This window comes from Alphaproteobacteria bacterium (assembly GCA_040216735.1).
Taxonomy (GTDB): Bacteria; Pseudomonadota; Alphaproteobacteria; order SHVP01; family SHVP01; genus CALJDF01.
In genome coordinates this window covers 245,613-268,960 of sequence record JAVJOO010000004.1, presented here as the reverse complement: position 1 = coordinate 268,960, position 23,348 = coordinate 245,613, and the positions used below count along the sequence as shown (strand labels likewise).

General features: G+C 62.7%; 20 protein-coding genes. 6 read left to right on the top strand and 14 right to left on the bottom strand.

What is annotated here, in order from left to right; all coding sequences use genetic code 11:
- Positions 1-48: 48 nt before the first annotated feature.
- Complete coding sequence (locus RID42_11650) at positions 49-690, top strand: DUF599 domain-containing protein (GenBank protein ID MEQ8248321.1); 642 nt, start codon at positions 49-51, stop codon at positions 688-690.
- Between the two features lie 20 nt (positions 691-710).
- Here the strand turns inward: RID42_11650 and RID42_11645 are convergent, their stop codons facing one another.
- The 4 genes from RID42_11645 to RID42_11630 form a co-directional block, all read right to left on the bottom strand.
- Entirely contained in the window at positions 711-1,292 is a 582-nt protein-coding gene (locus RID42_11645; protein ID MEQ8248320.1) for a hypothetical protein, read from the bottom strand.
- Positions 1,293-1,296: 4 nt separating this feature from the next.
- Positions 1,297-1,809: a hypothetical protein gene (locus RID42_11640; protein ID MEQ8248319.1), complete on the bottom strand. Its 513-nt coding sequence runs from the start codon at positions 1,807-1,809 to the stop codon at positions 1,297-1,299.
- A gap of 17 nt (positions 1,810-1,826) precedes the next feature.
- The gene (locus RID42_11635) at positions 1,827-2,108 is read right to left on the bottom strand and encodes a hypothetical protein (GenBank protein ID MEQ8248318.1); all 282 of its coding nucleotides are present in this window, start codon (positions 2,106-2,108) and stop codon (positions 1,827-1,829) included.
- A gap of 199 nt (positions 2,109-2,307) precedes the next feature.
- Entirely contained in the window at positions 2,308-4,653 is a 2,346-nt protein-coding gene (locus RID42_11630) for a PAS-domain containing protein (protein MEQ8248317.1), read from the bottom strand.
- A gap of 304 nt (positions 4,654-4,957) precedes the next feature.
- On the opposite strand from RID42_11630, the gene RID42_11625 reads away from it, so the two are divergent.
- Together RID42_11625 and RID42_11620 are read left to right on the top strand one after the other, a co-directional pair.
- Entirely contained in the window at positions 4,958-5,356 is a 399-nt protein-coding gene (locus RID42_11625; protein MEQ8248316.1) for a cyclic nucleotide-binding domain-containing protein, read from the top strand.
- Complete coding sequence (locus tag RID42_11620; GenBank protein MEQ8248315.1) at positions 5,353-6,321, top strand: rhodanese-like domain-containing protein; 969 nt, start codon at positions 5,353-5,355, stop codon at positions 6,319-6,321. Before RID42_11625 ends, RID42_11620 begins: the two co-directional genes overlap by 4 nt.
- Here the strand turns inward: RID42_11620 and RID42_11615 are convergent.
- Complete coding sequence (locus tag RID42_11615) at positions 6,318-7,157, bottom strand: alpha/beta hydrolase (GenBank protein ID MEQ8248314.1); 840 nt, start codon at positions 7,155-7,157, stop codon at positions 6,318-6,320. The genes RID42_11620 and RID42_11615 overlap by 4 nt on opposite strands.
- Positions 7,158-7,315: 158 nt before the next feature.
- On the opposite strand from RID42_11615, the gene RID42_11610 reads away from it, so the two are divergent.
- The gene (locus RID42_11610) at positions 7,316-8,809 is read left to right on the top strand and encodes an MFS transporter (protein ID MEQ8248313.1); all 1,494 of its coding nucleotides are present in this window, start codon (positions 7,316-7,318) and stop codon (positions 8,807-8,809) included.
- Here the strand turns inward: RID42_11610 and RID42_11605 are convergent.
- The 5 genes from RID42_11605 to RID42_11585 all read right to left on the bottom strand — a co-directional run bounded on the left by RID42_11605 (position 8,806) and on the right by RID42_11585 (position 14,241).
- Positions 8,806-10,014 (bottom strand): pentapeptide repeat-containing protein, encoded by a 1,209-nt coding sequence (locus tag RID42_11605; protein ID MEQ8248312.1) that lies wholly within the window; start codon positions 10,012-10,014, stop codon positions 8,806-8,808. The two genes, RID42_11610 and RID42_11605, sit on opposite strands and share 4 nt — an antisense overlap.
- A gap of 80 nt (positions 10,015-10,094) precedes the next feature.
- Positions 10,095-11,249 (bottom strand): pentapeptide repeat-containing protein, encoded by a 1,155-nt coding sequence (locus RID42_11600; protein ID MEQ8248311.1) that lies wholly within the window; start codon positions 11,247-11,249, stop codon positions 10,095-10,097.
- A 460-nt stretch (positions 11,250-11,709) separates the two neighbouring features.
- Positions 11,710-12,876: a hypothetical protein gene (locus RID42_11595; GenBank protein MEQ8248310.1), complete on the bottom strand. Its 1,167-nt coding sequence runs from the start codon at positions 12,874-12,876 to the stop codon at positions 11,710-11,712.
- Between the two features lie 37 nt (positions 12,877-12,913).
- Complete coding sequence (locus RID42_11590; GenBank protein ID MEQ8248309.1) at positions 12,914-13,525, bottom strand: GyrI-like domain-containing protein; 612 nt, start codon at positions 13,523-13,525, stop codon at positions 12,914-12,916.
- A complete protein-coding gene (locus RID42_11585; protein ID MEQ8248308.1) occupies positions 13,522-14,241 on the bottom strand; it encodes an SDR family oxidoreductase in 720 nt (239 codons plus the stop codon). The genes RID42_11590 and RID42_11585 overlap by 4 nt, the downstream gene beginning before the upstream one ends.
- Positions 14,242-14,410: 169 nt before the next feature.
- Here RID42_11585 and RID42_11580 point away from each other — a divergent pair, with 169 nt between their 5' ends.
- Positions 14,411-15,844, top strand: coding sequence for a carotenoid oxygenase family protein (locus tag RID42_11580; protein ID MEQ8248307.1), 1,434 nt, complete (start codon positions 14,411-14,413; stop codon positions 15,842-15,844).
- Positions 15,845-15,961: 117 nt separating this feature from the next.
- Positions 15,962-16,348, top strand: a complete 387-nt coding sequence (locus RID42_11575; protein ID MEQ8248306.1) for an MAPEG family protein — start codon at positions 15,962-15,964, stop codon at positions 16,346-16,348.
- A gap of 11 nt (positions 16,349-16,359) precedes the next feature.
- Here RID42_11575 and RID42_11570 read toward each other — a convergent pair whose 3' ends face one another.
- The 4 genes from RID42_11570 to RID42_11555 form a co-directional block, all read right to left on the bottom strand.
- A complete protein-coding gene (locus tag RID42_11570; protein MEQ8248305.1) occupies positions 16,360-17,607 on the bottom strand; it encodes a hypothetical protein in 1,248 nt (415 codons plus the stop codon).
- A gap of 134 nt (positions 17,608-17,741) precedes the next feature.
- Complete coding sequence (locus RID42_11565; GenBank protein ID MEQ8248304.1) at positions 17,742-18,452, bottom strand: SDR family oxidoreductase; 711 nt, start codon at positions 18,450-18,452, stop codon at positions 17,742-17,744.
- Positions 18,453-19,104: 652 nt separating this feature from the next.
- Positions 19,105-20,262 carry an ATP-dependent 6-phosphofructokinase gene (locus tag RID42_11560; protein ID MEQ8248303.1) on the bottom strand — a complete coding sequence of 386 codons (1,158 nt, stop codon included), beginning with the start codon at positions 20,260-20,262 and terminating at the stop codon, positions 19,105-19,107.
- Between the two features lie 282 nt (positions 20,263-20,544).
- A complete protein-coding gene (locus RID42_11555; GenBank protein ID MEQ8248302.1) occupies positions 20,545-23,271 on the bottom strand; it encodes a valine--tRNA ligase in 2,727 nt (908 codons plus the stop codon).
- Positions 23,272-23,348 lie beyond the last annotated feature (77 nt).

Sequence of the window (23,348 nt, the reverse complement as noted above, 5' to 3'; positions counted from 1 at the left end):
CCCACCGCTTCACACTTGGTCTAGGAGCACCCGAACGGAGATCAAATCGTGACTGTCAGTTGGATCGAAACGACGCTGGTGGCACTGAGCGTCGCACTTTTTGCAGGCTATCACCTCATGCTTGCCCGCGAGGTTCGCCGTAATCCCGAGCGCACCGCGTCAGGCCTCGCCCACATCTTGCGTCACGCCTGGGTCGACAGCGTGATCGAGGACAGCCGCGACATGGTTGTTGTCCACACCTTGCGCAACTGGATCACCGCGACGTCGATGCTGGCTTCCTCATCGATCATCGTTGCGATCGGGCTTCTCAGTTTTTTGATTTCGTCGAACGGCGTTCCAACGTTTCTGCACCGGCTCAACCTTCTCGGTAGCGCCAGCGACGCCGTGTTCCTATCGAAGGTCTTGTTGCTGACCATTACCTTTTTTGCCAATTTCATGAACTTTTCGTGGGCGCTACGTTACTACAATCACCTCACGTTGGAACTCAACGTTCCGCCCACGCGGGCACCGGCAAGCCAGCGCCGTGTGTGCAAGGCAATGATCGATCGGGGGGCGCTGCACTACACGCTCGGTATGCGCGGCCTCTACGCCGCGATCCTCGTTACCCTCTGGTTCTTTGGGCCCGTTTGGATGCTCGGCGGGACCGTTTTGATGATGGGCGTTTTGCGCTGGCTCGATCACGTGCGCTAGCGGCCGGCGGTACGGCTCCCCTACTCGCCACTTTCCTTCGGCTCTGCCGGCGCGGCTTGGACGGTGGCGATCATGTTGGGAAGTTCGGGTAGCGCGGTGAGATCCCAAATACCGCTGTTCATTTGCTCGACGAAGCGGATGCACTGGAGGGCTTCGCGGCCCTGCCACTGCCGCAGTCGCGTTTCGACCAGGCGGAGCGCATCGTTCCTCATCGCGTCCCGGCCACGAGCGCCGCTCAGACCGGTCTCTTGTGAGATTTGCAGCACCTTCGCCATGAGCGCTTCGTGCCGGTCGTTCCACGCGGCCACGGCTGTTTCCCATACGCGATCGTCTTCGAAGGCATCGAACTTCTGCTGGCAAGCGGCCGGGGTCGTCACGATGGCGAATCCGGCCGTCATTAGGACCTTGGCCGCGTCGAATTCATCGCGCGAGTAGTTGCGCAGGTCGGGCGCGACATCAAAGGACGTGCCGCCGCCCCGGTACTGCCAAACGGCAATCGCGGCAATGATGATCACCACGACAACCCAGTTGCGGCGCGGCATACCGTATTCCCGCCGGCGGCGTTCGCCGGGCTTCAACGGGCGCTGCCAACGATCGTTCACGGCGCTATCCGAGCGGTTCGGGCGGCGCCGCCAAGCGCCGTATCGCGGCATACTCGGCATATTCGCGAACGAAGAAGTGCAAGGCCGGGCTGCTTGCCGTGAACATCCGCCCGCCCTCGTCGGCAACAAAGGCGCGTCGGACCTGCGGCAAAACCGGGTGACGTTTGATATTCGAGGCAAAGTAGGCGACTACCGATTCGCCGGGCTGCAGATGCCGTGGCCATTCCCCGGAATCGTGAAGCAAGGGTTCACGCATCGTGACGCGCGGCCGGCCTAACCGTCCCATCAAGCCGATCTCCGAAACCACGACCGGTTCGACCCCCGCATTGACGATCAAGACGCATAGGCCCGAGCGATCCAAGGCGTGACCCGGGATGTGGCGCATTTCGTTCGGTCCGTCGCCCAAGGCGATCGCTTCGCGGCCGACCGGCGTCGCCAGTTTCGGTACGACGTGAAGTCGCGCACCGTGCGTCACCCGCGGCAGCGCGCTCAATATTATGCGGGCGATGCCAACCATACTGGAATCCGGCCTCCCTAAAGGTCCGCGTAGACGCGAGTTCCCGCGTTCACGCCCGGATCGGTTACCGCACCTTTCTGGGCAGTGCCGACGATGTACGCGAACTTCCATAGTGCGCCGGAATGGCGGTTAGCCTTGCGCGCCTTCCAGGCCTCGCGCCAGGTTTCAAGCTGAGCGTCACTGAGGTGGTCATCGAGCCCGGCTTGGTACGACAGCGAAACATTGCGGGGCAGGGCCTCGTTCCAGGTGCCCACAACCTCGACAACGGGCTGGTCGATGTCCTCTTGGCGAGGGCCCATCGCATAGTTGTTCGCGCGATGCTGCGCGCGGGACGCACCAACGCACACAGGCCGATTCGACAAGCTATTCTTAACGAAAACCCGCGCGTCCATACCTGCTCTCCCCCCTCACTAAATCGATACTCCTTGGCACCCTTGCGATTTTAGGTTAGGTGCCGTCGCGCCCCTTAGTTAGCACGGCCTGTGGATAAATTCCCAATCATCCCGTCGCACCGCTATCCACGATGGGGAGGCGAACGCAAAATCTTGCCCCGCCCTGCGGCCGGTCCTCGTACCCCATGGAACCGCCATGGTGTTCGACCAACGAGCGACAAATGCTGAGGCCTAAACCGGTACCGCCACGCGGCCGCGAGTCGGAAGCCTCCACTTGAACGAATTTTTCGAAAATCTTGTCGCGGAATTCCGGTGGAACCCCCGGACCGTTGTCGGAAACCGAGATGACGACGGTCTCGCCGTCGCGCCGGAACGCCATTTCGATTTTTCCGTTCCGCGGCGAAAACTTGATCGCGTTAGAAAGGAGATTGGTCATAACCTGCATCAGTTGGTCGGTATCGCCATTGATCGAAACGGGACGAGCGTCGGCAACGACGTCAATGACGACGCCATTCTTCTCTGCCAACCCTTGGTTGGCTGTTGCGGCGGTCGTCAGCAGGGTCTGGATATCCACCTCGACACGCCGACCGCCGACGCGCCCTGACTCGATTTTCTGAATATCGAGGATGTCGCCGATCAATCTGACAAGCCGCTCGGCGTTATTGTTGGCGATCTCGATCAGTTCGCGAATTTTCGGGGGCACGTGCCCGGCCATTCCGGAGGCGATAAGGCCCAGCGCACCGCTAATCGACGTGAGGGGCGTTCGTAGCTCGTGGCTCACCGTCGACACGAACTCGTCCTTGAGCCGCGTCATTGTCTCGCGCTCCGTGACGTCGATCACCGAGACTTGTAGCGCCGGCTCCCCATCCCACTCAATGACGCCAATCCGGCTTTCGATATAGAAAATTTCGCCGTCCCTCCGCACCGCCGGCTGGACTTTCGTGATTGGCGGGCGGGATTCCTCGACATGCGCGCGAGCGCTTTGCGCGATTTCTTGCCACTGGTCTTGGGGAAACAGGAGGAGTAACGAATCGATCGCGAGGACGGCATCCGGATCCTTGAAACCATAGATATCTGCAAAGGCCTGATTCGCAAATACCGGCTTAAGGTCGCGCTGGATGCATACTCCCTGCAACGATCCTTCGACCAACGCGCGGAATTTGGCCTCGCTTTCGCGGAGGGCCTCCTCGGCCCGTTTGATGTCAGTAATATCCGTGAACACGGCCATTGTGTGGCCGCTTTGAAAACGCGTCTCGCGGACCACCATCCACCTTCCGGCGCGGCGATACTCGAATGGCTCTCCTGGATTGCGATGCCGCTCGAGACGCTCGCGTATGAACGCCTCCTCCCGGCCGACCGCGTCCGGGAACAAACCGACGGCGACGCATTCGCGGACCAGATCTTCAAAGCGCGCACCGGGTTTCACCGAGTCGGAAAGCGGTCCAAAATCGCGCGCGAGATTGTTGCGGGTAATCAGCCGATCGTTCTCGTCGTAGAGCGCGACACCGACGAGTACCTGCTCGATTGCCTCGGAAAGCTGCGATTGCCGCAGGTGGAGCAGTTTTTCCCTTTCCACCGATTCGGTCTCGATTGTGGTCGAACCGCGGTAGCCGACGAACGCGCCGTTTTCGTCGAATACCGGGCGACCGTTCAGCCGGTAGTGCTGAATCGGCACTTCGCCGCCGCCCATCGTGTAACGAAAATCGCGGAACGGGCGTTTCGCTTTCAGCGTGGCAATATGTTCCGCCCAAAGCGGGTCGCTCTCCGGATTTTCGATTCCGGCTATTTCCCAGCGCGTTTTGCCGATTGGTGAAATGAATGTGTCGATGTGGGGACCGTCGACTTGGTCGAGGGCAGCATGGTAGGTGCAGCGAAAGTCACCGTCGATCTCCCATAGCCAATCCGATGCCGACTCGGCATAGTCGCGAAAACGTTGCTCGCTTTGCCTGAGGGCGGCCTGCACACGCTTCTGGTCGGTGATATCGGTATGAAAAATGACGGTGCCGACACCCTCGATGACGTGCTCGGCAACTTGGACCCAGAGCTCTCCTGCCTTGAACTCGAACGGCGGCCCGGGGTTCCGGTGCCGCGCAAGTCGCGCTGCGACGTAGTCGTCCTCCTGATCCGGACTGACCCGCAACATACCGGTACGGACGGCGCTACGAACAATATCCTCAAAGGTTGTGCCCGGGACGTAGGCTGCTGCGTTTTGCTCGGCGACTTCTAGCGCTTTCCGATTGTAGCGAACCAGTCGGTCGTCCTGATCGAAGAGTAAGACGCCGATCGGAAGATCCTCGAGAAAGTCGAAGATCTGTTCGCCTGAGATCGTCTTGAGCAAGCGCAATGCGGCGCTGGTTGAACGCCCGCCATCGGTCGCCACGTCGAGTCGCGGCGTTTGACCATTACCTACAGGTTTAGTCGACGTCATCGGTACCGTTTCCCAACCGACCATGCTTTCCTCGCCCAGAGATCGGCAATCCAAGGCCGCATGATCGGTCGTTCGCCGCAGTCGCTCTCTTTTGGGCTCCCACCCGAAAAAACTTAGGGGGGTCAAGATGTTGTAAGCTTATTCTAACATTGCCTATAGGGTCGTGAATAGCTTGCAGATTGTTGTCCTGGGGTCCGTCGATCCACCGTGACCGCGCCATAAAATCCTGCTTTCTTACAGGTGGCGCGCCACGAGCGACGAAAGAGATACTGCGCGGCGGCAGACAGAGCGGACCGCGTCCACAGGTCGGTGGAGAAGAAGGGGAGTCATGGCCGAGTTCCATAAGACCAAGCTACCAAAGGGTACGGTGTTGTTCCGAGAGGGAGACAAGGGAGACGATGCGTATCTGATCGTTTCGGGACAAATTCAGCTACGGAAAAACGTGCTTTCCGAATACCCACAGATGGTGGCGACTCTCGGGTCGGGCGATGTCGTCGGCGAGATGGCTTTGTTCGACAATCGGCCGCGCCTCGCCGAAGCCATGATTTCGGAGGATGCCGAGGTCTTTGTGATCCCGCGCGATCAATTCACCGAACGGCTGGCGGGCATGAACCCCGTCATGCGGCGCATTCTACAGATCATGGTACAGCGGGTCCGAAAAATGACGGACGAGTTCATGCAGCGCAAACAGACCGCGAAATGGGGCGAGAATTGGAAGAAGAAGTGAGCCCATCCCGATGGCGTAGGGCCGCGATCGTTTCTTTCACCGCCCTTTCGGTGGCGGTGGCCGCACCCGCCCTGGCCCAAGAGAGCGCCGCCCCTGCGCCATTGGTCGATGAAACCTGGGCGGCGAAGAATGCCAATAGTCCAGACGTGCTCTTGCTCGACCTTCGTTCCCAAGCGGCCTACGACCGAGGCCGCTTGGCGGGCGCGGTCTTTGCCAACTACCCGGAACGCTGGCGGCCCGTCGGGTCCAATGGACGTCGAGGCTTCCTCCGCCGCGAAGCCTTCGCCGAGCTGGCAAGCGAGCTAGGTATCGCCAATGGCACCCACGTCGTTCTCATTCACTCGGGACGGACCGCCTTGGATGCGGCCGGTGCAACGGACATCTTCTTGAGTTTTCGTCTAAACGGGCATCGCCGAGTGTCGATTCTTAATGCGCCCTTGACCGCGGCGGCGGACGCCGGTGTCGCGGTCGAACGCGGCCCGGCCGAGGCACGCGCCCGGCAGACATTCGACGCCGTTGCGACGACAGGGTTTTTGGCCGGCGGCCGCAAGGCCGTCCGCGATGCGATCGGCACAACACCCCTGGTCGACATGCGGCGAGATACCCAATTTTTGGGGTTGGAAAAGCCGGAAGACGTCGCCGCGCCCGGCACTATCCCGACGGCAAGAAATTTGCCGGGTCGTTGGGTCTTCGATGAGACGACCGGCCGATTCCGCGACGTCGAGACCCTGCGTCAGGTCTTCGCATTCTCGCGAATTCCGCTGGACAAGAAGGCGATCTTCTACGGCAACAATAGCGCCCTTGGCGCCCTTGGTTGGTTTGCCGCGCGCGAACTGCTTGGCAATCAAGAAGCGCGAGTCTACGCCGGCGGCATGGGCGACTGGATGCTGGGGACACCGGACGAAAATCCCCGCATCGTCCGCTACCTCCAAACGCTCGACGCCGCGCCGGTGCGGCGGCCCTAACCGACGGTCCCGACCGCGTCGCCCCTGAGAAATCCGATGACGGCGGAGCAGTTCTCCTCGGGCGCCTCCAACAACGTGCTATGCGCGGCGCCCTTTATAACGTATCGGCGAGCGCCCGACACGGCGCGCGCGATATGGTCCTGGCCGGCTCCGTCCGCGCCTGCAATCCACGGAGTGCGGATATCTTCATCGCCGCCGATCACCAGGGTCGGCGCCGTAATCCGGGCCAATAGTGGCCGCAAGTCCATTGCCGAGATCGCTTCACAGGCGGCGATGAACACATCGTCGCTGTTCGCTTCTCCCAGCATTTTTGCCATGCCGTCAATGAAGGCGTCGCCACCGCCCGGCCCGCTGAGGAATGACCGAGAGACGCATTGAAACGCGATCGTTTCCGCAAGTTGGCGGCTGCCGGTTCCAAACTGGCGCGCGATGTCGATCCAAGTGCGCGTGGCCAACCGCGCCGCGAAGTCTTGTTTGGCCGTCGCGCAGTTCAAGATCAAACGGTCGGTTCGATCCGGGTAGGTCGCAGCAAACTGCATGGCCACCGCGCCGCCCATGGAGGTGCCGTGTATATGCGCCCGCTCGATACTTAATGCGTCGAGCAAGGCTGCGGCATCGTCGGCCCAAACCGCCATCGAATAGTCCTGGGTCGGCCGGTCCGACGCGCCGTAGCCACGCATATCGAAATCGATCACCTGAAAATGCTCGGCGAGACGCGGCGTCGCTTGGGCAAAATTCTTGTGGCCAAACCCGGAACCGTGCAGATTCAAGACGGTCGGCCCACTGCCTGTTTTGTTGTACCAGAGTCGAACGCCGTTCACGGCGGTATGCGACATCGTTGCCTCCTGTTCGTTATTCTGCGATCCTCGGGGCACCGAACCGTACGGTCAAGCCAGGGGCCAGAGCGGCAAGCCGCTCTATTGCCAGCAGACCCATGCGGGCCTAGATAGTCGCGCAGGCGCGGTTTCAACTTACCCCGAGCCTGGAAAAAACCATGTTGCGCCGAATTCTTTCGCGGCTCGATCCCGACGTCAGCGTTGCGTCCGAGGCCGACGTCGAGACAGGCATGAAATGGCTCGTCCGCAACGGCGTCGGCGTACAGGTTATGGAGACCTTTACGGCGGGCGCTCTCCTGACGGCATTCGCCTTGGAACTCGGCGCGTCGAACCTCATCATCGGCGTCCTCGCCGCGGTTCCCCACCTGGCGCAGTTATCGCAAATTCCTGGCGTCTATCTCGTTTCGCGCTTTCGCCGGCGGCGCCTCCTCTATTTGATCGGCGGCGTTGTCAGCCGGCCCATGGTTCTCGCGATCGCCGGCGCCGCCTTCCTTGCCCCAAGCTCATGGGCGCTGTGGGTCGTGATCGCCGCTTTTTCACTCCGCTACGCGTTTGGCGGCCTGCAGGCGGTGAGCTTCAATCCATGGGTCCGGGATTTGGTGCCGGCGTCGCGTTTGGGGCGGTTCTTCGGCTTGCGCCTGACCTTGATGACGCTCGTGGGTACCGGGCTTGGACTCGGTGCAGCGCTTTTTGTCGACGCTTGGCGCATTCTTGAGTGGGGGCCGACACGTTATGCCTATGTGCCGCTCTTAATTGTCGCCTTTCTCGGCGGCATGTATTCGCTGTTTGCAATGGCGCGGGTGCCCGAGCCGCAAATGCCGGTCGAGACCGACCAGCGCCCTCTACACCACCGTCTGGCTCAGCCCTTGCGTGATCCTAACTTCCGCCGCCTGTTGCACTTCCTAACCTCATGGAACTTTGCGGTGAACCTCGCGGCACCGTTCTTCACGGTTCACATGTTGACCCGCCTGGAGATGGATCTATCGATTGTGCTCGTCCTGACGACGGTTTCGCAGTTGGTGAACGTGCTGGTCGTGCGTCAATGGGGCCGGATTGCGGATACCTTTACGTCCAAAGCGGTTCTCCGGATCGCAGCCCCGCTCTTCATCCTGTGCATTTTTGCCTGGACGTTCACGACGTTCCCGGACCGCCATTTCTTGACGTTTCCCCTCCTGGTGGCGATTCACATCGTCACGGGCTTTGCGACCGCAGGCGTCACGTTGGCGTCGGGCAGCATCACGATGAAGTTGGCGCCCGCCGGCGACGCGACCGCCTACCTTGCAACCAACAGCCTGTTCAACTCGGTCGCGGCGGGGACGGCGGGCATTCTAGGAGGATTGTTCGCCGACTTTTTCACCAACCGAGAGCTCTCCTTGGCGCTGAGCTGGCGCTCGCCGGGCACCGAAGTGGTCTTCAACACTCTGGATTTCCAGCAGTGGGATTTCTTCTTCCTGCTTGCCTCGGTGATCGGGCTCTACGCGATCTTCCGCCTTGCGGCGGTGCGCGAAAGCGGCAACGAACCCGGCGAGGGCGTGGTCCTGCAAGAAATGCTGATGGCGACGAAGCAAAGCGTACGCGCACTCTCCAGCGTTGCCGGACTGCGCATGGCTACCGAGTTTCCGTTCTTCCTCTTGCGGCGCAAGCCAGACTAGCTCGCCCCCATAAAGTCGTCGTCCTCGCCGGCCGGCGCGGCACCAGCTGCCGGCGCACCATCCGTCATCCGCGCCGACGAAACGTCGATCGTGGCGGGGTCGAGACCGTCCATCTTGGCCTCGCGCAGATCCGCTCCGACAAAGGAAACGCGGCGTTTCTTCCCGGTATCCTTCCCCTCGGCGTCGCGCAGCGTCCACGGTTCCGCTTTAATGCCCGTCAGGACGGCAGCTTGCAGATTGGCTTTTCCAAAATCGGCGGCGGAGATCTCCGCGCCGCTAAGGTCGACGCCCATGAGGTTGGCGCCGCGGAAATCGGTCATAACCGCGACAGCACCGCAAAGTCGCCCACCCTCGAGATCACAGTCCCGTAGGTCGGCCCCGGAGAGATAGGCGTTCGATAGATCGGCACCGCGAAGTTTGACGCCGCGTAGCGTCGCCCGGGTTCCCGATGCCCCTGAGGTCTCCACCCAAAGCGCGTGGTTCCGCAGGGTCTTCTGTACGTCGACAGGCAGTTTGGAGGTACCGCGCGAGGCCAACGCCCCTTGCAAATTGGCGCGGCTGAAATCGGTCTGGGCAACGATCGCGCCTCGGAAGTCGGCACGGATCATGTTGGCGGCGTGGAAAGAAGCCCGCGATAGATCGGCGCCGGTCAAGTTCGCCCGCTGGATGCTGGCTTCGGCGAGGTCGGCTCCCGCCAGATCGGCGCCCCGCAGAATGGCGTTGTCAAAGCTAGTGCCGTGCGCCTTGACCCTCCGCAGGGAGGCGAATTGCAGTTTGGCGTTGTCGAAATGCGCATGACTGAGATTTGCGTGATCGAGAACCGCGCCCTCGAGGTCGGTCCTCGGGTCGTCGCGCTTTTGGGTGTCCAAAGCTCCGGGACGCAGATCGGCCCGGTGCAGATTGGCAAAGGTTAGGCGTGCGCGCCGCATGCGCGCACCGCGCAGATTAGCGTTCTCGAAATGCCCTTCGCTTAGGTCGGCACCCTCGAAATTGGCGCTGAAGAGATCGGCTGCCCGAAAATCGGCACCCGCGAGCTTGCAGCGCGAAAAGTTTACGCCGGCCAACGATGCCCCGCGCAGGTCGAGCCCCGGTAGACGTAGGCCCGAAAGGTTCTCGCCACGGAGATCAGCACGGGCACCGCCCGGTTTGCCTTCAGCGAACAGGGCATGCGACTTGATAATCGAAACAAACTCTTGCGGCGTCATCGGTAACCCCCCGATTCCAGTGCGCCCTACCAAATATCCGCAGCCTAAAGGTCCCTGGGCCGCAGGTTAACTCACATCGCCTAGGTGTTGAGGTCGGCCTTCGCTCCCGTTAGGTCGGCTTCCGACAGGTCTACCGCCCCTAGATGAGCGTCGCTCAGATCGGCATTGGCAAACATCGTCCGTCGTTTTTGGCCCGTTTCCCGGCCATCGGCGCCGCGTAGTTCGATAGGCAACGCGATCACGCCGTCCAACCGTGCCGCGCGGAGCGTCCCGCCGGAGAGGTCCGCGCCCGATAGGTCGGCCCGTGTGAGATTGGCCGCTGTGAGATTGATCTCCCGCATGTCGGCAAGCACCAGTGTACCGCTCTTGAACTTCGCGCCGGCAAGATTGGCCCCGCGAAGATTGGCGCCCGACAGGTAGCATTCAGAGAGGTTGGCTTCGGCGAGTTGCTGGCCGGACAGATCGGCACGAGCGCCCTTTGCCCCGTTCGATTCAACCCACATCGCATGGTCGCGCAGCAGGGCTTGAAGTTCCGGCGGCAGTTTTGCGATGCCAAGGGCGATCCGCGCCCCTTGGGTATGCGCGCCCTCGAAATCGGTTTCGACCAATATCGCGCCGCGTACGTCGGTATTGCGCAGCAACGCATCCTTGAAGCGTGCTTTGGTAAGATCGGCGCCGGTCATATTGGCTTCTTGGAGCCGCGCGGACTCGAAGTTGACGCCGCTTAGGTCCGCGCCGCGCAAGTTGGTACGCATCATCGTCGCAAACGACGCATCCACCTTCTTGAGCGATGCATATTGCAAGTTTGCCTCGGAGAGCTTAGCCCGTTTCAATTTGGCGAAATCGAGCGTCGCGCCCTCGAGCGAGGCATTGGGGTTGTCCTTGGGCCGGGTGTCGAGCGTTCCTGGGCGAAGGTCGGCCTCTGAAAGATTGGCAAACGACATGCGAGCGCCACCGAAACGAGCGCCGCGTAGGTCGGCACGTTCGAAATTCGCCTCGGTTACCTCGGCGCCTTCAAAATTCGCTCCGAACAGATCGGCATGCGAGAAGTCGGCGCCGGCCAGTTCGGCGCCGGAGAAATCGATCCCCGCGAGCGAAGCGCCGCGGAGATTCAAATAGGTGTACTTCAGTTTGGAAAGATTGCGTTCTCTGAGATCGGCCCGAGTTCCCCCGGCCATCCCGTTGACGAACAACTCGTGCTTCTTAATGGTCTCGATGAATTCCTGCGGAGTCATGACGATCCTCTCGTACCCTGACAGCACCTGGTAGTCGCAAACGCATCCCCAACTAACGCGTGCACCAAGCGCCCACTAGAATTGCTCGTCGCCGCCAGCACACTGCTATTAACGCATGCGACCCTCACCGCAGCCTGTGACCGGGGTCACAGTCGTCAAACAATGGTTAACCATATGGACACTCCGGACCGCGCCCATGAATACCTCTGGTTTTACGGGTCGAAATAGACGCCCCACCACCTCCGACTACCAACACAAAGCCTCGCTGACGACAACAGATAATTCTAATTTTGTAAAAATATCAATTGTTTGTTCAATTTTTTTAAGAAGTTAAGTCGGCCAAATCCGGGGCTATGGGGTGGTGGTGGTGGCCTATCCGACCCGGTGACCAGACTGGGAGGCAACCTGATCCTCGCCTAATTCTATTTGAGGAACCGAGCGGCCACCGTGACCGCCTGAATCAATGGGCCGGCGGATGGTCGCGGATGTCCTGGAGCACGCGGTCGACCGCCACCATGGAAAACCGGTGATCGGCGTGGCTGGTGTCGACAAAAACATCCCAGCCGTCGCCGAGCGATTGGGCTGCCGCGCGAACCGCCGCCGCGTAGGTCTGCCAATCGACCCCGCCGTAGCAACAGCCGTCGAATTGATTGAGGACCTGCACCTGCCGCCGACCATCCCCGGCGGCAGCCATCACGTACATATCGAGGTAGTTCGCCGCGGCCAACATCGGCGGGTAGGTCTCTTGCCACGTCGACCAACTCCGATACTTGCGCAAGTATAGGGGGTAGCTCCCGGCCACGGGGTACGACAATCTCACGCGTGGGTCCATGGCTGCCAAAACCGTCACCGCCCACCCCCCGCCCGAGAACCCGACGGCGACTACGTCGTCGTAAGCGCCGGTTTCGAGAACCGCATTGAGGCCCGCTACAACCGGATCGAAATAGACTCGCAGCGGGTTGGGATCATCTAGAAACTTGAGGTGCTGGTGGTCGTTAAAGGCGATCCGACCCGAACCCCGGACCACAATATCGGGCTGACGGTCGGTGATCCACATCGAGAACGCGAGGACCCCATACCCCTCCGCCAAAAACCGCTGGAGGACGTGCGCATTGCGATGGAACCGCCCGGTGTTTCCTTCGTGATACACGACCAGTTTCCCGTTCGGCACTTTGGGAACGAGGTGGTAGGCCCGCGAGACGAATCCCGGCGGCGTTTCGCGGACCAAAAGGTCGATCCGGGCGACCTCGGCCATCGGCGAAAAGGTCTCGTCGGCGACGCCCGGCTCGATCCGCGTCGGGCGTAACCCGGTCGGCAGTCCCTGCTCTCCCCAAATGGCGTGCAGGAGATTCGCACGGGCGGCCCATACGTCGCTTACGGTATGGACCCGGATCAGGCCGGCGGCATCGACGGTCTTGAACTCAGGATAGGTTTCGAGAAAACGGTAGCGTTGCCCTGGACGCAAATACTCGGTGCGGAAGACGCGGACCCAGTCTCGCGCCTCCGCATAGGCTTGTTCGTCCACCGTCCGCAGCGCGACACTGCCGAGCCACGCGACAACCACCACGACGACCGACGTTACGACCGTATACCAAAGCGTTTTGATTAGCCGCCATAGTCCGCGCATGGCTTGAGCCTATAGTCTGTTTGCCCGCTGCGGTAGTTCAGACTAAAGGTTGGCGAAGCACTGTCTTGAGTTTTTCCGGTGCGGTTCGACGCGCATCGGATAGATAGACCTCGTGGTGTTTGCCGCTCAGCGTGAAACCGGCCGCCGCCGCGAAGGCGTGCATGGCGGCGATAACCGGCCCTTCAGCGCTATACGCTCCTGTGTGGAGAACCTGCACCGCCGTGCCCTCTTCCAGGGTCGCGAGACGGAGGCGATCGTGGTCCGGGTGTTTCTTTTTCTTTTTGTCGAGCGCGGCCAGCGCGACGGCAAGGTCGGCAACGGTCACCTGTTCCGGCTGCATGATCATCGCCGTCCATTGCCAGACGGCGCGGTCGCCCGCGACGAACGCCCCCCAGTCGTCCGCCCACCACAGCGCTTCGAGGGGCGGCACGACGAAATCGAAACCGCGCGCGGTCTTGCAATGGAACTTGATTGCGTAGGCCACCGGGTAAAGTGCCGCGATGGCCTCACTGAAGGCGGGGCTTTCCGGCGCACCCTTTCCATCGATCATCAAGTAGGGCAACGGCGGTACGGTCACGATCTGCGGCTCGGCCTTGGGTGCAAACAGGGCCTTGTAGGTTTTCTTTAGATCGGTTTTCGTCGGGCTCACCAGGGCACCTCCGACCCGTCGTAGAGGTAGAATTTCCCGTTATCGCTCAGGGACCACGACTGGATCATCGGGGTGCAGTTGGCGACCGATTCATCCACCGAGAACTTTGCCGCGTCGCTGCCCAGCGCGGTTCGCACCCACCCTGGGCCCAACATGACGACGGCCACACCGCGTGGCTCAAGCTCCCACGCCATGCAGCGCGACACCATGTTCAGTGCGGTTTTGGACGAGCGGTAGAGATAGAGCTCGCCCTTGGCATGGCCCGGCGGCGTCATGGCGCTTTTATTCGCGATCGACGAAGTGCCGGACGAAACATTGACGATCAGTTTTCGCTCCGACGCGGCGACATGGCCGATGAACGCCTCACTCATCCGCATGACCCCGAACACATTGGTCCGGATCACACGGTCCCACGCGTCGTAGTCGGTGTTTCCGAAGTTCTGGGGTTGCGGTCCTTGGATCCCGGCATTGTTGAACAGAATATCTACCGCCTCGCCGGACAGGCACGATGCATAGCGGTCGATCGACGCAGGATCGGTGACATCGAGAGAGTCGATTTGTACGCGCCCTTCGGCGGCGTCCGCCAGTGCATGCAGGTCGCCCGCCGACTCGGGATCGCGGCAGGCGGCGAAAACCCGCCATCCGTCGGCGGCAAATCGCGTGGCGAAGCCTAGTCCCAGCCCTTTGTTGGCACCGCTGACGAGAATTGTGGGCATCATGCTACTCCCGTGGATCGCTAGGCGATAATGTAATATACACGCAATGATTGAGGATGCGCTGAGTGACCGGAATCACAAACGACCCCACTTCGCCTTGCGGCACACCCGCTATCCCGCAAGAGTCCTTTGAGTATAGGGGGTTTGGTGTGTTTGGTGAGAGTCGACCGTGAGCAAGCGTCCCTCGGTCACCGACGACGCCCGGTGGGTCGCGTTGCTGGCGACGAGCCTGCGGCAAGAGCAGGACTATCGAGCGGAAACGCGCGGCACTTGGCCCGCGGAACTGCGCGGCACGTTATTTCGTAACGGCCCCGGCCTGTTCGAGCGCAACGGGGTGCGCAAGCGCATGGTCACCGACGGCGACGGGATGATCCGCGCCTACGACATCGCCGACGGCACCGTTTCCTTTCGCTCCAAGTTTGTTCGAACGACGAAGTTCCGCGAGGAAGAGGCGCTCAGTCGATATAAATTCGCGACATGGAGCACACCGGCGCCAGGCGGGTTCTGGCGCAACTTTGGCGGTGGCCGCCGGCGCTCGCAAGCCGAAGCGACCGTCATCGTACGCCACGGCAAACTCCTTGCGTTCGACGAAGTCGGTTTGCCTTGGGCCCTCGACCCGCTGACACTGCGCACCACGAGTCGCTACCAAATCGGTGCGCCATCCGACCGCCCGGCGTTCAAGACCCGCACCAAGCTCGATCCAATATCGGGCGACTGGGTCGTTCTGGGGAACGATTACGTCGAGCCGCTGAAACTGCGCGTCATCATTGAAAACGCCCAAGGGTTGTCGAAGACGGAGTTGAGCTTGCGCCTGCCGCGCAAGAGCTATTTTCGCGATTTCTTCGTGACCTCGCGCTACGTGGTCGTCGGCCTCAACGCGGTCGATATCAGAACGACGCGCGCGGCGATGGGCCTCGCCCCGCAGCTCGATTCGATCCGCTGGCGCCCGTCCAAGGGCAATCTGGCGGTGGTCGTGCCGAAGAACGGCGACGATCCGTTCGCGGTCGACGCCCCGCCATCGTGGTGTTTTCATACGATCAATGCCTACGAATCGGGTGATGAAATCTTCGCCGACTTTGTCGGGCATGATTCGCCGGAATGGTTGTTGGGTAAGGACCCCGCCCTCGCCGCGATCATGCACGGCGAAGTTAAACCGGTGCACGATCAGGGCAAGGTGCGGCGCTGGCGCATCGACGTGCAGACCCATCGCCTTAGCGAGGAGATCGTCGATCCTAGCGCGCACGAGTACCCGACCGTCGACCCGCTGCGCGTCGGCTTGCCCTATCGACACGCCTACCTCGCCACAGGGCGGCCCAACCAGTGGTGGACCAGCGGTACCGTCCGGCTTGACATGGAAAGTGGTGCGCGCGATGCGTTCGAGGCGCAATCGAACCAGTGCCTGGGCGAGCCCGTCTTCGCCCCGCGCGCTGGCGGCGGCACCGACGAGGGCTGGCTGTTGGTCGAATCGCTGGACGGCGGGACGGGCGTGACCTCCCTCCTTGTGTTCGATGCCGGACGGGTTGCCAATGGACCGATCGCCGAGGCGACCCTGCGTCACCACTTGCCGTTCAGCGAGCACGGCTCTTGGATGCCCGCACCCTAGCCGGCGCGATACCATCTAGCGCATAGGCCACAGTCGCGGCTCCTCGTTTTGATGATGTCTTCCTACGCGCGGCGATGGGTTAAGATGGCCTCCCGTATCGGAGGGAGCCAAGCCTAGATGACCGACGAACTTTGGCTGTTGGCAGCAACGATCGTCTTGGCGCTGGTGCAGGTGTCGCTGGCCACGTTCTGGGCCCAGGCACAGCTCGGCAACTGGCGCGTCGGCCCGCGCGACGAACCGCGCACCTTGTCCGGCGTCGCCGGACGGCTGGACCGGGCCTACAAGAATCTACTGGAAACGCTGCCGTGGTTCGCGGCCCTGGTGCTGCTGTTGCACGTCACCGAGCGCGGCGGCCAACTGTCGCTCATCGGGGCGCATTTGTATTTTTGGGGCCGCGTCGGCTATGCGCCCGCCTATGTGACCGGCATCCCGTGGTTTCGGACGGTCTTCTGGTGGGCCTCGATGATCGGCATTGTGTTGCTGTTGATTGAGGTTGTGGTTTAGCGGCCCCGCAATCAGTTTGACGCTGCGATCGGTCGGCTCGCGGAGTGGGCCCGCACGCTGGTGAGGAGGTGGTATTGCAGCCACAAATGGAAGGCCGCCCCCTCCCTTTCGGTCACCGGGGATAACACGAGGGTTCGCAGAATCGTGTCGCGCAACGGGGTCGCCCCATACATGTACATGTTCTCTCGGCGATCGTCGGTGCCGACGGCGATAAAGATATTCTCATCCTGAAACCGGCCGAGGTCTTGATCGTCGCTCTCTCTAAATCGGCGAACGACCGCCGCCAAGAAGGAATCCAGATTGGTAAACGTCGGCGCACCGACGCTGATACCCATGAGGATGTCGATGTTCTCGTCGATCTCGCGCTTCGAGAGGTCGATGTCGTTCGGTTCAACGAATACGGCCGTTAGCCCGATTGGATCGCCTGTTTCCAGTCCGTCGCACAGCGCCGCAGCGACCACCAGATTCGAAGTCTGGCTCTGGGCGTAGTCAAAGGCCGGTCGGTGCATGGGGTTCTGCGGATCGAGAAAGCAAACCGCTGGTGGTGGCGCGAAGCGAATCTGTTGGGCGCCGATTTGGATCGTTACAATGTCCGCCGCGGGGGCCGGTCGCGGGTTGTTGCGTAGCACGCTTTGCAAGATTTCACGGTGCAGCTGGAGAAAGGCGCCGACTCGATTCGCATCGGCGAGCGGGTCGAAGGTCATTGTGTTGATAATGGTGTCGGGCGCCGGCGCGCTGCCCATCATGTAGCGCCCGCGCTGCGTTCTACCGACGACCTCACGCACTTCGATGAACATCCCCTCGAGCGCATAACTGGCGACGGTGACGGTTCGTCCGGGACGGGGCTCCAGGTCCTTTAACGACTCCGCCAAGAACGCGGCTTCCTCGCCATGGATGGGAACATTGTCGCCAATCGCGAAGCCGAACTGTGTATCGATCTCGGCCGTCGACATCTGCGCGTGTGGCGGGTGACTGAATATTGCCGTCAACCCGTTGCGCCCGCCCACGTTTAGCGATTCGCACGATGCCACGGCGGCAAACACCCGCGCACCCGTCATCTGGCGGTCGACGACAGCCCAAGCGTCGCGGTGTTGCGGGCTGGCGCGATCGAGAAAACAAAACCCCTCGATCAGTGCCAAGCGAAGGGTTGTGCCGCCTGCCGTGAATGCGACCGTCTCGGCCGCGGTGGCGACGGCGCCCGGCATCAGCGACACGGCGCCAAGGACAATCAAACCCAACGTGCGGACACATCTCATCATGTCTTGACCTCCGATGGTTATCCCGGCTGCTCCCAGCCGAAATCAATGCGCGTTTTGGGCGGCACAGCTAGGCCGACTTTCCCGGCGCCCCCCTTTGGGGAGGGTTATGGAGGGCGCAGGGGACTCTCCCTGCCCTACCACGGCACGGTGGAGCCATCGTGGCCGCGGAACTGCCCTGTATCGTTGAAGGTTAGGGCGTTGATGGTGGGGACGCAGGCGTCGATGGCCTCGTCGACCGACAGGCGCGCGTTGGGGCCGCCGAGGTCGGTGCGGACCCAGCCCGGGCCCAGCATCACGACGGCGATGCCGCGCGGCTTTAGTTCCCACGCCAGGCAGCGCGACACCATGTTGAGGGCGGACTTGGTCGAGCGGTACTGGTGCAACTCGCCCTTGGTGTTGTCGGGATCGGCCTTGGTTTTGTTCGTGATGGACGCGGTGCGCGAGGAGACGTTGACGATGAGCTTCTTCGCGCCGCGTTCGAGGTGGGGCACGAAGGCCTCGCACATTTTCATCACGCCCATGACGTTGGTGCGGAACGCGATATCCCAGGCGGCGTAATCGGTGTGACCGAACTTTTGCGGATGCCCGCCCTGGACGGCGGCATTGTTGAGCAGGATGTCGATGGGCTCGACCTTGAGCGTGTCGGCGAGCGCCTCAACCGAGGCGTGATCGGTGACGTCGAGGGGATGGATGTGCACGTCGTGCGACCGCGCATGCGCGGCGAGATCGGCGGCCTCTTGCGGGCGGCGGCAGGCGGCCAGCACGCGCCAGCCGTCGGCGCTGTAGCGCTTGGCGAAGCCGAGGCCGAGGCCCTTGTTGGCGCCGGTGATCAGGATGGTGGGCATGGCGTATCTCCGCTGGGTTCGTGCGGGCCCTTCGGGACGCGCCCGCTGGGCGCTCCTCAGGATGACGATGGTTGATGCGATCTGGGTTGATCATGCCTTGGGATTGCCGCGCGGTCATCGCTCTGCACACTCGCCGTCATCCCAAGGAGCCGCGCGCCGGTGCGGCGTCTCGTCGGGCGCCGAAACAAAGCCAACTGCCGCAGGTTTCCTGGACTTTGGGTCGTCCTCGGGCGGCAAGGAGCGGACGGTCGGCCTCCGGCGGCATGCAGAGGGCGGAGATTGCCGGTGCGACCGCCGCCAAACCCTGTTCCGCCGAAACAAAGCCAACTGCCGCAGAATGCCTTACATCTGAGATGATCATGCCGCCTCCGTTGCGCCGTCCGGTCCGCCGGAGAGACGTGGGGTGCCGGGTCGTGTCGGTCTAGGCCGGGACAGCCTTTGTGATCGGTGGGGACAGGCATTGTGATCGGGCGCGCGGTGACGTGTGTGCGGCCCTTCGGGACGCGCCCGGTGGGCGCTCCTCAGGATGACGGGGTTTGTGCAACTTGGAGGTTGGGGTGTGCGGACCGCGGGCCCTTCGGGACGCGCCCGGTGGGCGCGCCTCAGGATGACCGCGGGGCGCCGCGACGTTTCGATTTGCGACGTCGGCGCGTTAGTACAAAAACATCGGGGCGCCGACGACGTGGCGGGGGTTGGGGCGGTAGGCCTTGGTGTCGTAGAGGTTGGCGATGTCGACGCGCTTTTCGCCCGCGATGCAGGTCTCCAGCGGCACCGTGGCGTAGCGGCCGCCTTGGAGGGCCAGCATGATGTCGTGCGCGCCGTCGGCAATTTGCTGCAAAGCCAAATGGCCGAAGGTGACGGCGACCATGCGGTCGAGCGAATCGGGCGCGCCCGAGCGCATCAAGTACCCGAGGCTCTGGTTGATGATTTCGACCCCGGTGCGGGCTTTCAGTTCGGCGCCGATCACCTGGCCGATCCCACCCAGCTTCAAATGGCCGTAGGCGTCGGCGGCGCCGCCCTCGACGCGCCCGCCGCCCTCAAGGGTCGCGCCTTCGCTCACCACGACAACCGCGTAGTGGCTGGGGTTGTCGATGCGGTCCTGGCGCACCAGCGCGGCCAAGCGGTCGATCTCGACCGGGACTTCGGAGATCAAGGTGCGGTCGGCGTCCGCGAGGTAGCCCGCGATCAACGCGGTTTCGCCCGAGTGACGGCCGAACAGTTCGATCACGGCGATGCGTTCGTGGGAGCCCGCGGGCGTGCGCAACGCTTGGATGAATTCGACCGAACGGGTGACGGCGGTGGAAAAGCCGATGCAGTAATCGGTGCCGAAGACGTCGTTGTCCATGGTTTTGGGAATGGCGACGACGCGCACGCCTTCCTTGGCCAATCTTGCGGCATAGGACAGCGTGTCGTCGCCGCCGATCGGGATCAGGCAATCGATGCCGAGCCAGCTCAACGCCTCGACCACATGGGCGGTGCAATCGACGGTGCCGGTCCTGGTGTCGGCGTGGAAACGCCCGTCGAGATGGTGCGGCACGTCGCCCGGCGCGACGCGGCCCGGATTGGTGCGCGAGGTGTGCAACATGGTGCCGCCGGCGCGATCGATCGTGCGCACCGTGGCGGGGGTGAGTTTCTCCACCCACTTTGGGTTGCCGACGGGATCGTAGCTATCGACGTTGAGCGGCCCGGCCCAGCCGCGGCGAAAGCCGAACACCTCCCAGCCGCGCTCGTGCGCGCCCTCGACCACGGCCTTGATGCACGGGTTGAGCCCCGGCACGTCGCCGCCGCCGGTGAGGATTCCTAGGCGCATGGTGTTGGTCCTTCGCGATTTTTCTCGCGTGATGGTACCGCCGACTCGGGGTGCAGGCGAGTGCGGGCATATTTCACCACCCCGTCATCCTGAGCCGGGGGGACCGCGCCGCAAGGCGCGGGCCGCCCGAGTCGAAGGGCCTGCCCGCGCCACGTCGGGGCGATGAATGATGAGTGCTTGTGGGGGTGCGGGCGCCAGGCCCTTCGACTCGGGCCGTCTTCGTCTGGCGACGAAGTCGGCCCGGCTCAGGATGACGGGAAATTGGGGAGCTGAGGGTTACCCCTACCCCGCCTTCTTCAACCGCTCCAGCGCCGCGGCCAGCTTGTCGCGGGTTTGGGTGTGGTCGGCGCGGCGGGTGTGTTGTTCTTCGATGACGTGCGGGGGGGCTTTGGAGACGAAGGCGTCGTTGGCGAGTTTTTTGTCGACCTTGGTGATTTCGCCTTCGGACTTTTGGATTTCTTTCTCCAGGCGGGCGCGTTCTTCGGCGATGTCGATGATCCCCGCTAGGGGGAGCGCGACCGTGGCTTCGTCGAGGACGAGTTGGACGGCGCCGGCGGGGATTTCGCTGGCGAAGTCGATCGAGCCCAGGCGGGCCAAACGGGTGATGAGGTCGGCGTGGGTGGCGAGGCGTCGTTGCGTTTCGACGTGGGCGCCGATCAGCTTGGCATCCATCTTGGCGGCGACGGGGACGTTCATTTCGGCGCGCACGGAGCGGATCTCGGACACCAGGCGGATGACCCAGTTCATTTCGTCGGCGGCGGCCTTGTCCATCGGCAGGGCGCTGGCGTCGGGCCAGGGGCGCACGATCAGGTCTTGGGTGTCGGGGATGGGCGAGGCGTGACGCAGCTTGTCCCACAGTTCTTCGGTGACGAAGGGCATGAAGGGATGCAGCAGGTGGAGGATTTGGCTGAGCGCCCAGGCGGCGCAGGCGCGGGTTTCTTCGCGGGCCTGGATCGTTGCCGGGTCTTCGTTTGGCACCGGTGCGGCCGGCGCATCGGGATCGTCGGTGTCGGGGCGCGGGCCCTGCAGCACCGGTTTGACCAATTCAACGTACCAATCGCAGTAGGTGTGCCAGGTGAAGTGGTAGGCGGCGTCGGCGGCCTCGTTGAACTTGTAGGCCTGGATCGCCTCGGTGATGGCGGCGGCGGCGCGCGCGGTTTCGCCGACGATCCATTTGTTGACCGTGAGGCGCACCGCGCCGGGGTCGAAGTCCGGGCGTAGCAGGCAGACGTTCATTTCGGTGAAGCGCGCGGCATTCCACAGCTTGGTCGCGAAGTTGCGATAGCCCTCGACCCGCGAGGTCGCGAGTTTGATGTCGCGGCCCTGGGCCGCCATCGCGGCCAGGGTAAAGCGCAGCGCGTCGGCACCGTAGGCGTTCATCAGGTCCAACGGGTCGATGACGTTGCCCTTGGACTTGGACATCTTCGCGCCCTTTTCGTCGCGCACCAGGGCGTGGACATAGACGGTGTGGAACGGCACCTCGCCCATGAAGTGCAGGCCCATCATGATCATCCGGGCGACCCAGAAGAAAATGATGTCAAAGCCGGTGACCAGCGTGTCGGTGGGATAGTGCCGGTCCAACAGCGGCGTCTTGTCGGGCCAGCCCAAGGTCGAGAACGGCCACAGCGCGCTTGAGAACCAAGTGTCGAGCACGTCGGGGTCGCGTTCGAGCGGGGTTTCCTTGCCGTAGTGCAGCTTGGCCGCGTTCAACGCGGCGTCCTCGTCGAGCTCGACAAAGACCTGACCATCGGGGCCGTACCAGGCGGGGATTTGATGACCCCACCAGAGCTGGCGCGAAATGCACCAGGGCTGGATGTTGCGCATCCACGAGAAATAGGTGTTCTCCCACTGGCGCGGGACGAAGGCGATGGTGCCCCTCTCCACCGCCTCGATCGCGGGCTTGGCCAAGGTGGCGGCGTCGGCATACCACTGGTCGGTGAGCCACGGCTCGATGACCACGCCGGAGCGATCGCCGTAGGGCACGGTGTGGGTGATGTCGTCGATCTTTTCCAACAGGCCCTGCGCTTCGAGATGGGCCAGCACTTCTTTGCGCGCCGCCATCCGTTCCAGGCCGCGGTAAGCCTGCGGCACGGTGTCGTTGAGGTGGGCGTGGGCGTCGAAGATGTTGATCAGTTCGAGCTTGTGACGGCGGCCGACCTCGAAGTCGTTGAAGTCGTGGCCCGGCGTGATCTTGACCGCGCCGGATCCCTGCGCGGGGTCGGCGTATTCGTCGGCCACGATGGGGATGCGTCGGCCGACCAGCGGCAACACGACGTGTTTGCCGATCAGGTCCCTGTAGCGGTCGTCCTCGGGGTGCACCGCGACGGCGGTATCGCCCAGCATGGTTTCGGGGCGCGTGGTGGCCACCGTGATATAGCGGCCCTCTTCGTTTTCGATCGGGTATTTGATGTGCCACAGGTGACCCTTGACCTCGCGGCTTTCGACCTCGAGGTCGGAGATCGCGGTGAGCAGCTTGGGGTCCCAGTTGACCAGGCGCTGGTCTTTGTAGATCAGGCCCTGCTTGTGCAGATCGACGAACACCTTGGTGACGGCGCGGCTGAGGCCTTCGTCCATGGTGAAGCGTTCGCGTTCCCAGTCTGCCGAGGCGCCGAGGCGGCGGAGTTGGTTAAAAATAGTGCCGCCGGATTCTTCCTTCCACGACCAGACGCGGTCGACGAACTTGCTGCGGCCTAGTTTGTGGCGGTCGGTGCCCTCGGCGGCGAGCTGGCGCTCGACCACCATTTGGGTGGCGATGCCGGCGTGGTCCATGCCCGGTTGCCACAGCGCGTCGCGGCCGCGCATACGCTCGAAGCGGATCAACACATCCTGGAGCGTGTTGTTGAGCGCGTGGCCCATGTGCAGCGAACCCGTGACGTTGGGCGGCGGGATCATGATCGTGTAGGGCTTGGCGGTGTTGCTGCGCCCAGCGGCAAACGCGCCCTCGGCCTCCCAGCGCTGGTAGTGCGGGCCTTCGATCTCTTCGGGCGTATAGGTCTTGGACAGCGGCATGGGGCGCGGGTTTCCGTGGGGTTCCAGGGCGGGGCGTGGGCCCTGAGGGTTATAACGCGGCCCCGCGCGGGGGCAAA

Bases quoted from the DNA above. Each gene is read 5' to 3' on its own strand.
- RID42_11585 (MEQ8248308.1), bottom strand. From the start codon at position 14,241: ATGCCCACAATTCTCGTCAGCGGTGCCAACAAAGGGCTGGGACTAGGC.
- RID42_11560 (MEQ8248303.1), bottom strand. From the start codon at position 20,262: ATGCGCCTAGGAATCCTCACCGGCGGCGGCGACGTGCCGGGGCTCAAC.
- RID42_11640 (MEQ8248319.1), bottom strand. From the start codon at position 1,809: ATGGTTGGCATCGCCCGCATAATATTGAGCGCGCTGCCGCGGGTGACG.
- RID42_11600 (MEQ8248311.1), bottom strand. From the start codon at position 11,249: ATGACTCCGCAGGAATTCATCGAGACCATTAAGAAGCACGAGTTGTTC.
- RID42_11555 (MEQ8248302.1), bottom strand. From the start codon at position 23,271: ATGCCGCTGTCCAAGACCTATACGCCCGAAGAGATCGAAGGCCCGCAC.
- RID42_11635 (MEQ8248318.1), bottom strand. From the start codon at position 2,108: ATGGGCCCTCGCCAAGAGGACATCGACCAGCCCGTTGTCGAGGTTGTG.
- RID42_11605 (MEQ8248312.1), bottom strand. From the start codon at position 10,014: ATGACGCCGCAAGAGTTTGTTTCGATTATCAAGTCGCATGCCCTGTTC.
- RID42_11625 (MEQ8248316.1), top strand. From the start codon at position 4,958: ATGGCCGAGTTCCATAAGACCAAGCTACCAAAGGGTACGGTGTTGTTC.
- RID42_11575 (MEQ8248306.1), top strand. From the start codon at position 15,962: ATGACCGACGAACTTTGGCTGTTGGCAGCAACGATCGTCTTGGCGCTG.
- RID42_11615 (MEQ8248314.1), bottom strand. From the start codon at position 7,157: ATGTCGCATACCGCCGTGAACGGCGTTCGACTCTGGTACAACAAAACA.
- RID42_11595 (MEQ8248310.1), bottom strand. From the start codon at position 12,876: ATGCGCGGACTATGGCGGCTAATCAAAACGCTTTGGTATACGGTCGTA.
- RID42_11565 (MEQ8248304.1), bottom strand. From the start codon at position 18,452: ATGCCCACCATCCTGATCACCGGCGCCAACAAGGGCCTCGGCCTCGGC.
- RID42_11570 (MEQ8248305.1), bottom strand. From the start codon at position 17,607: ATGATGAGATGTGTCCGCACGTTGGGTTTGATTGTCCTTGGCGCCGTG.
- RID42_11610 (MEQ8248313.1), top strand. From the start codon at position 7,316: ATGTTGCGCCGAATTCTTTCGCGGCTCGATCCCGACGTCAGCGTTGCG.
- RID42_11630 (MEQ8248317.1), bottom strand. From the start codon at position 4,653: ATGGTCGGTTGGGAAACGGTACCGATGACGTCGACTAAACCTGTAGGT.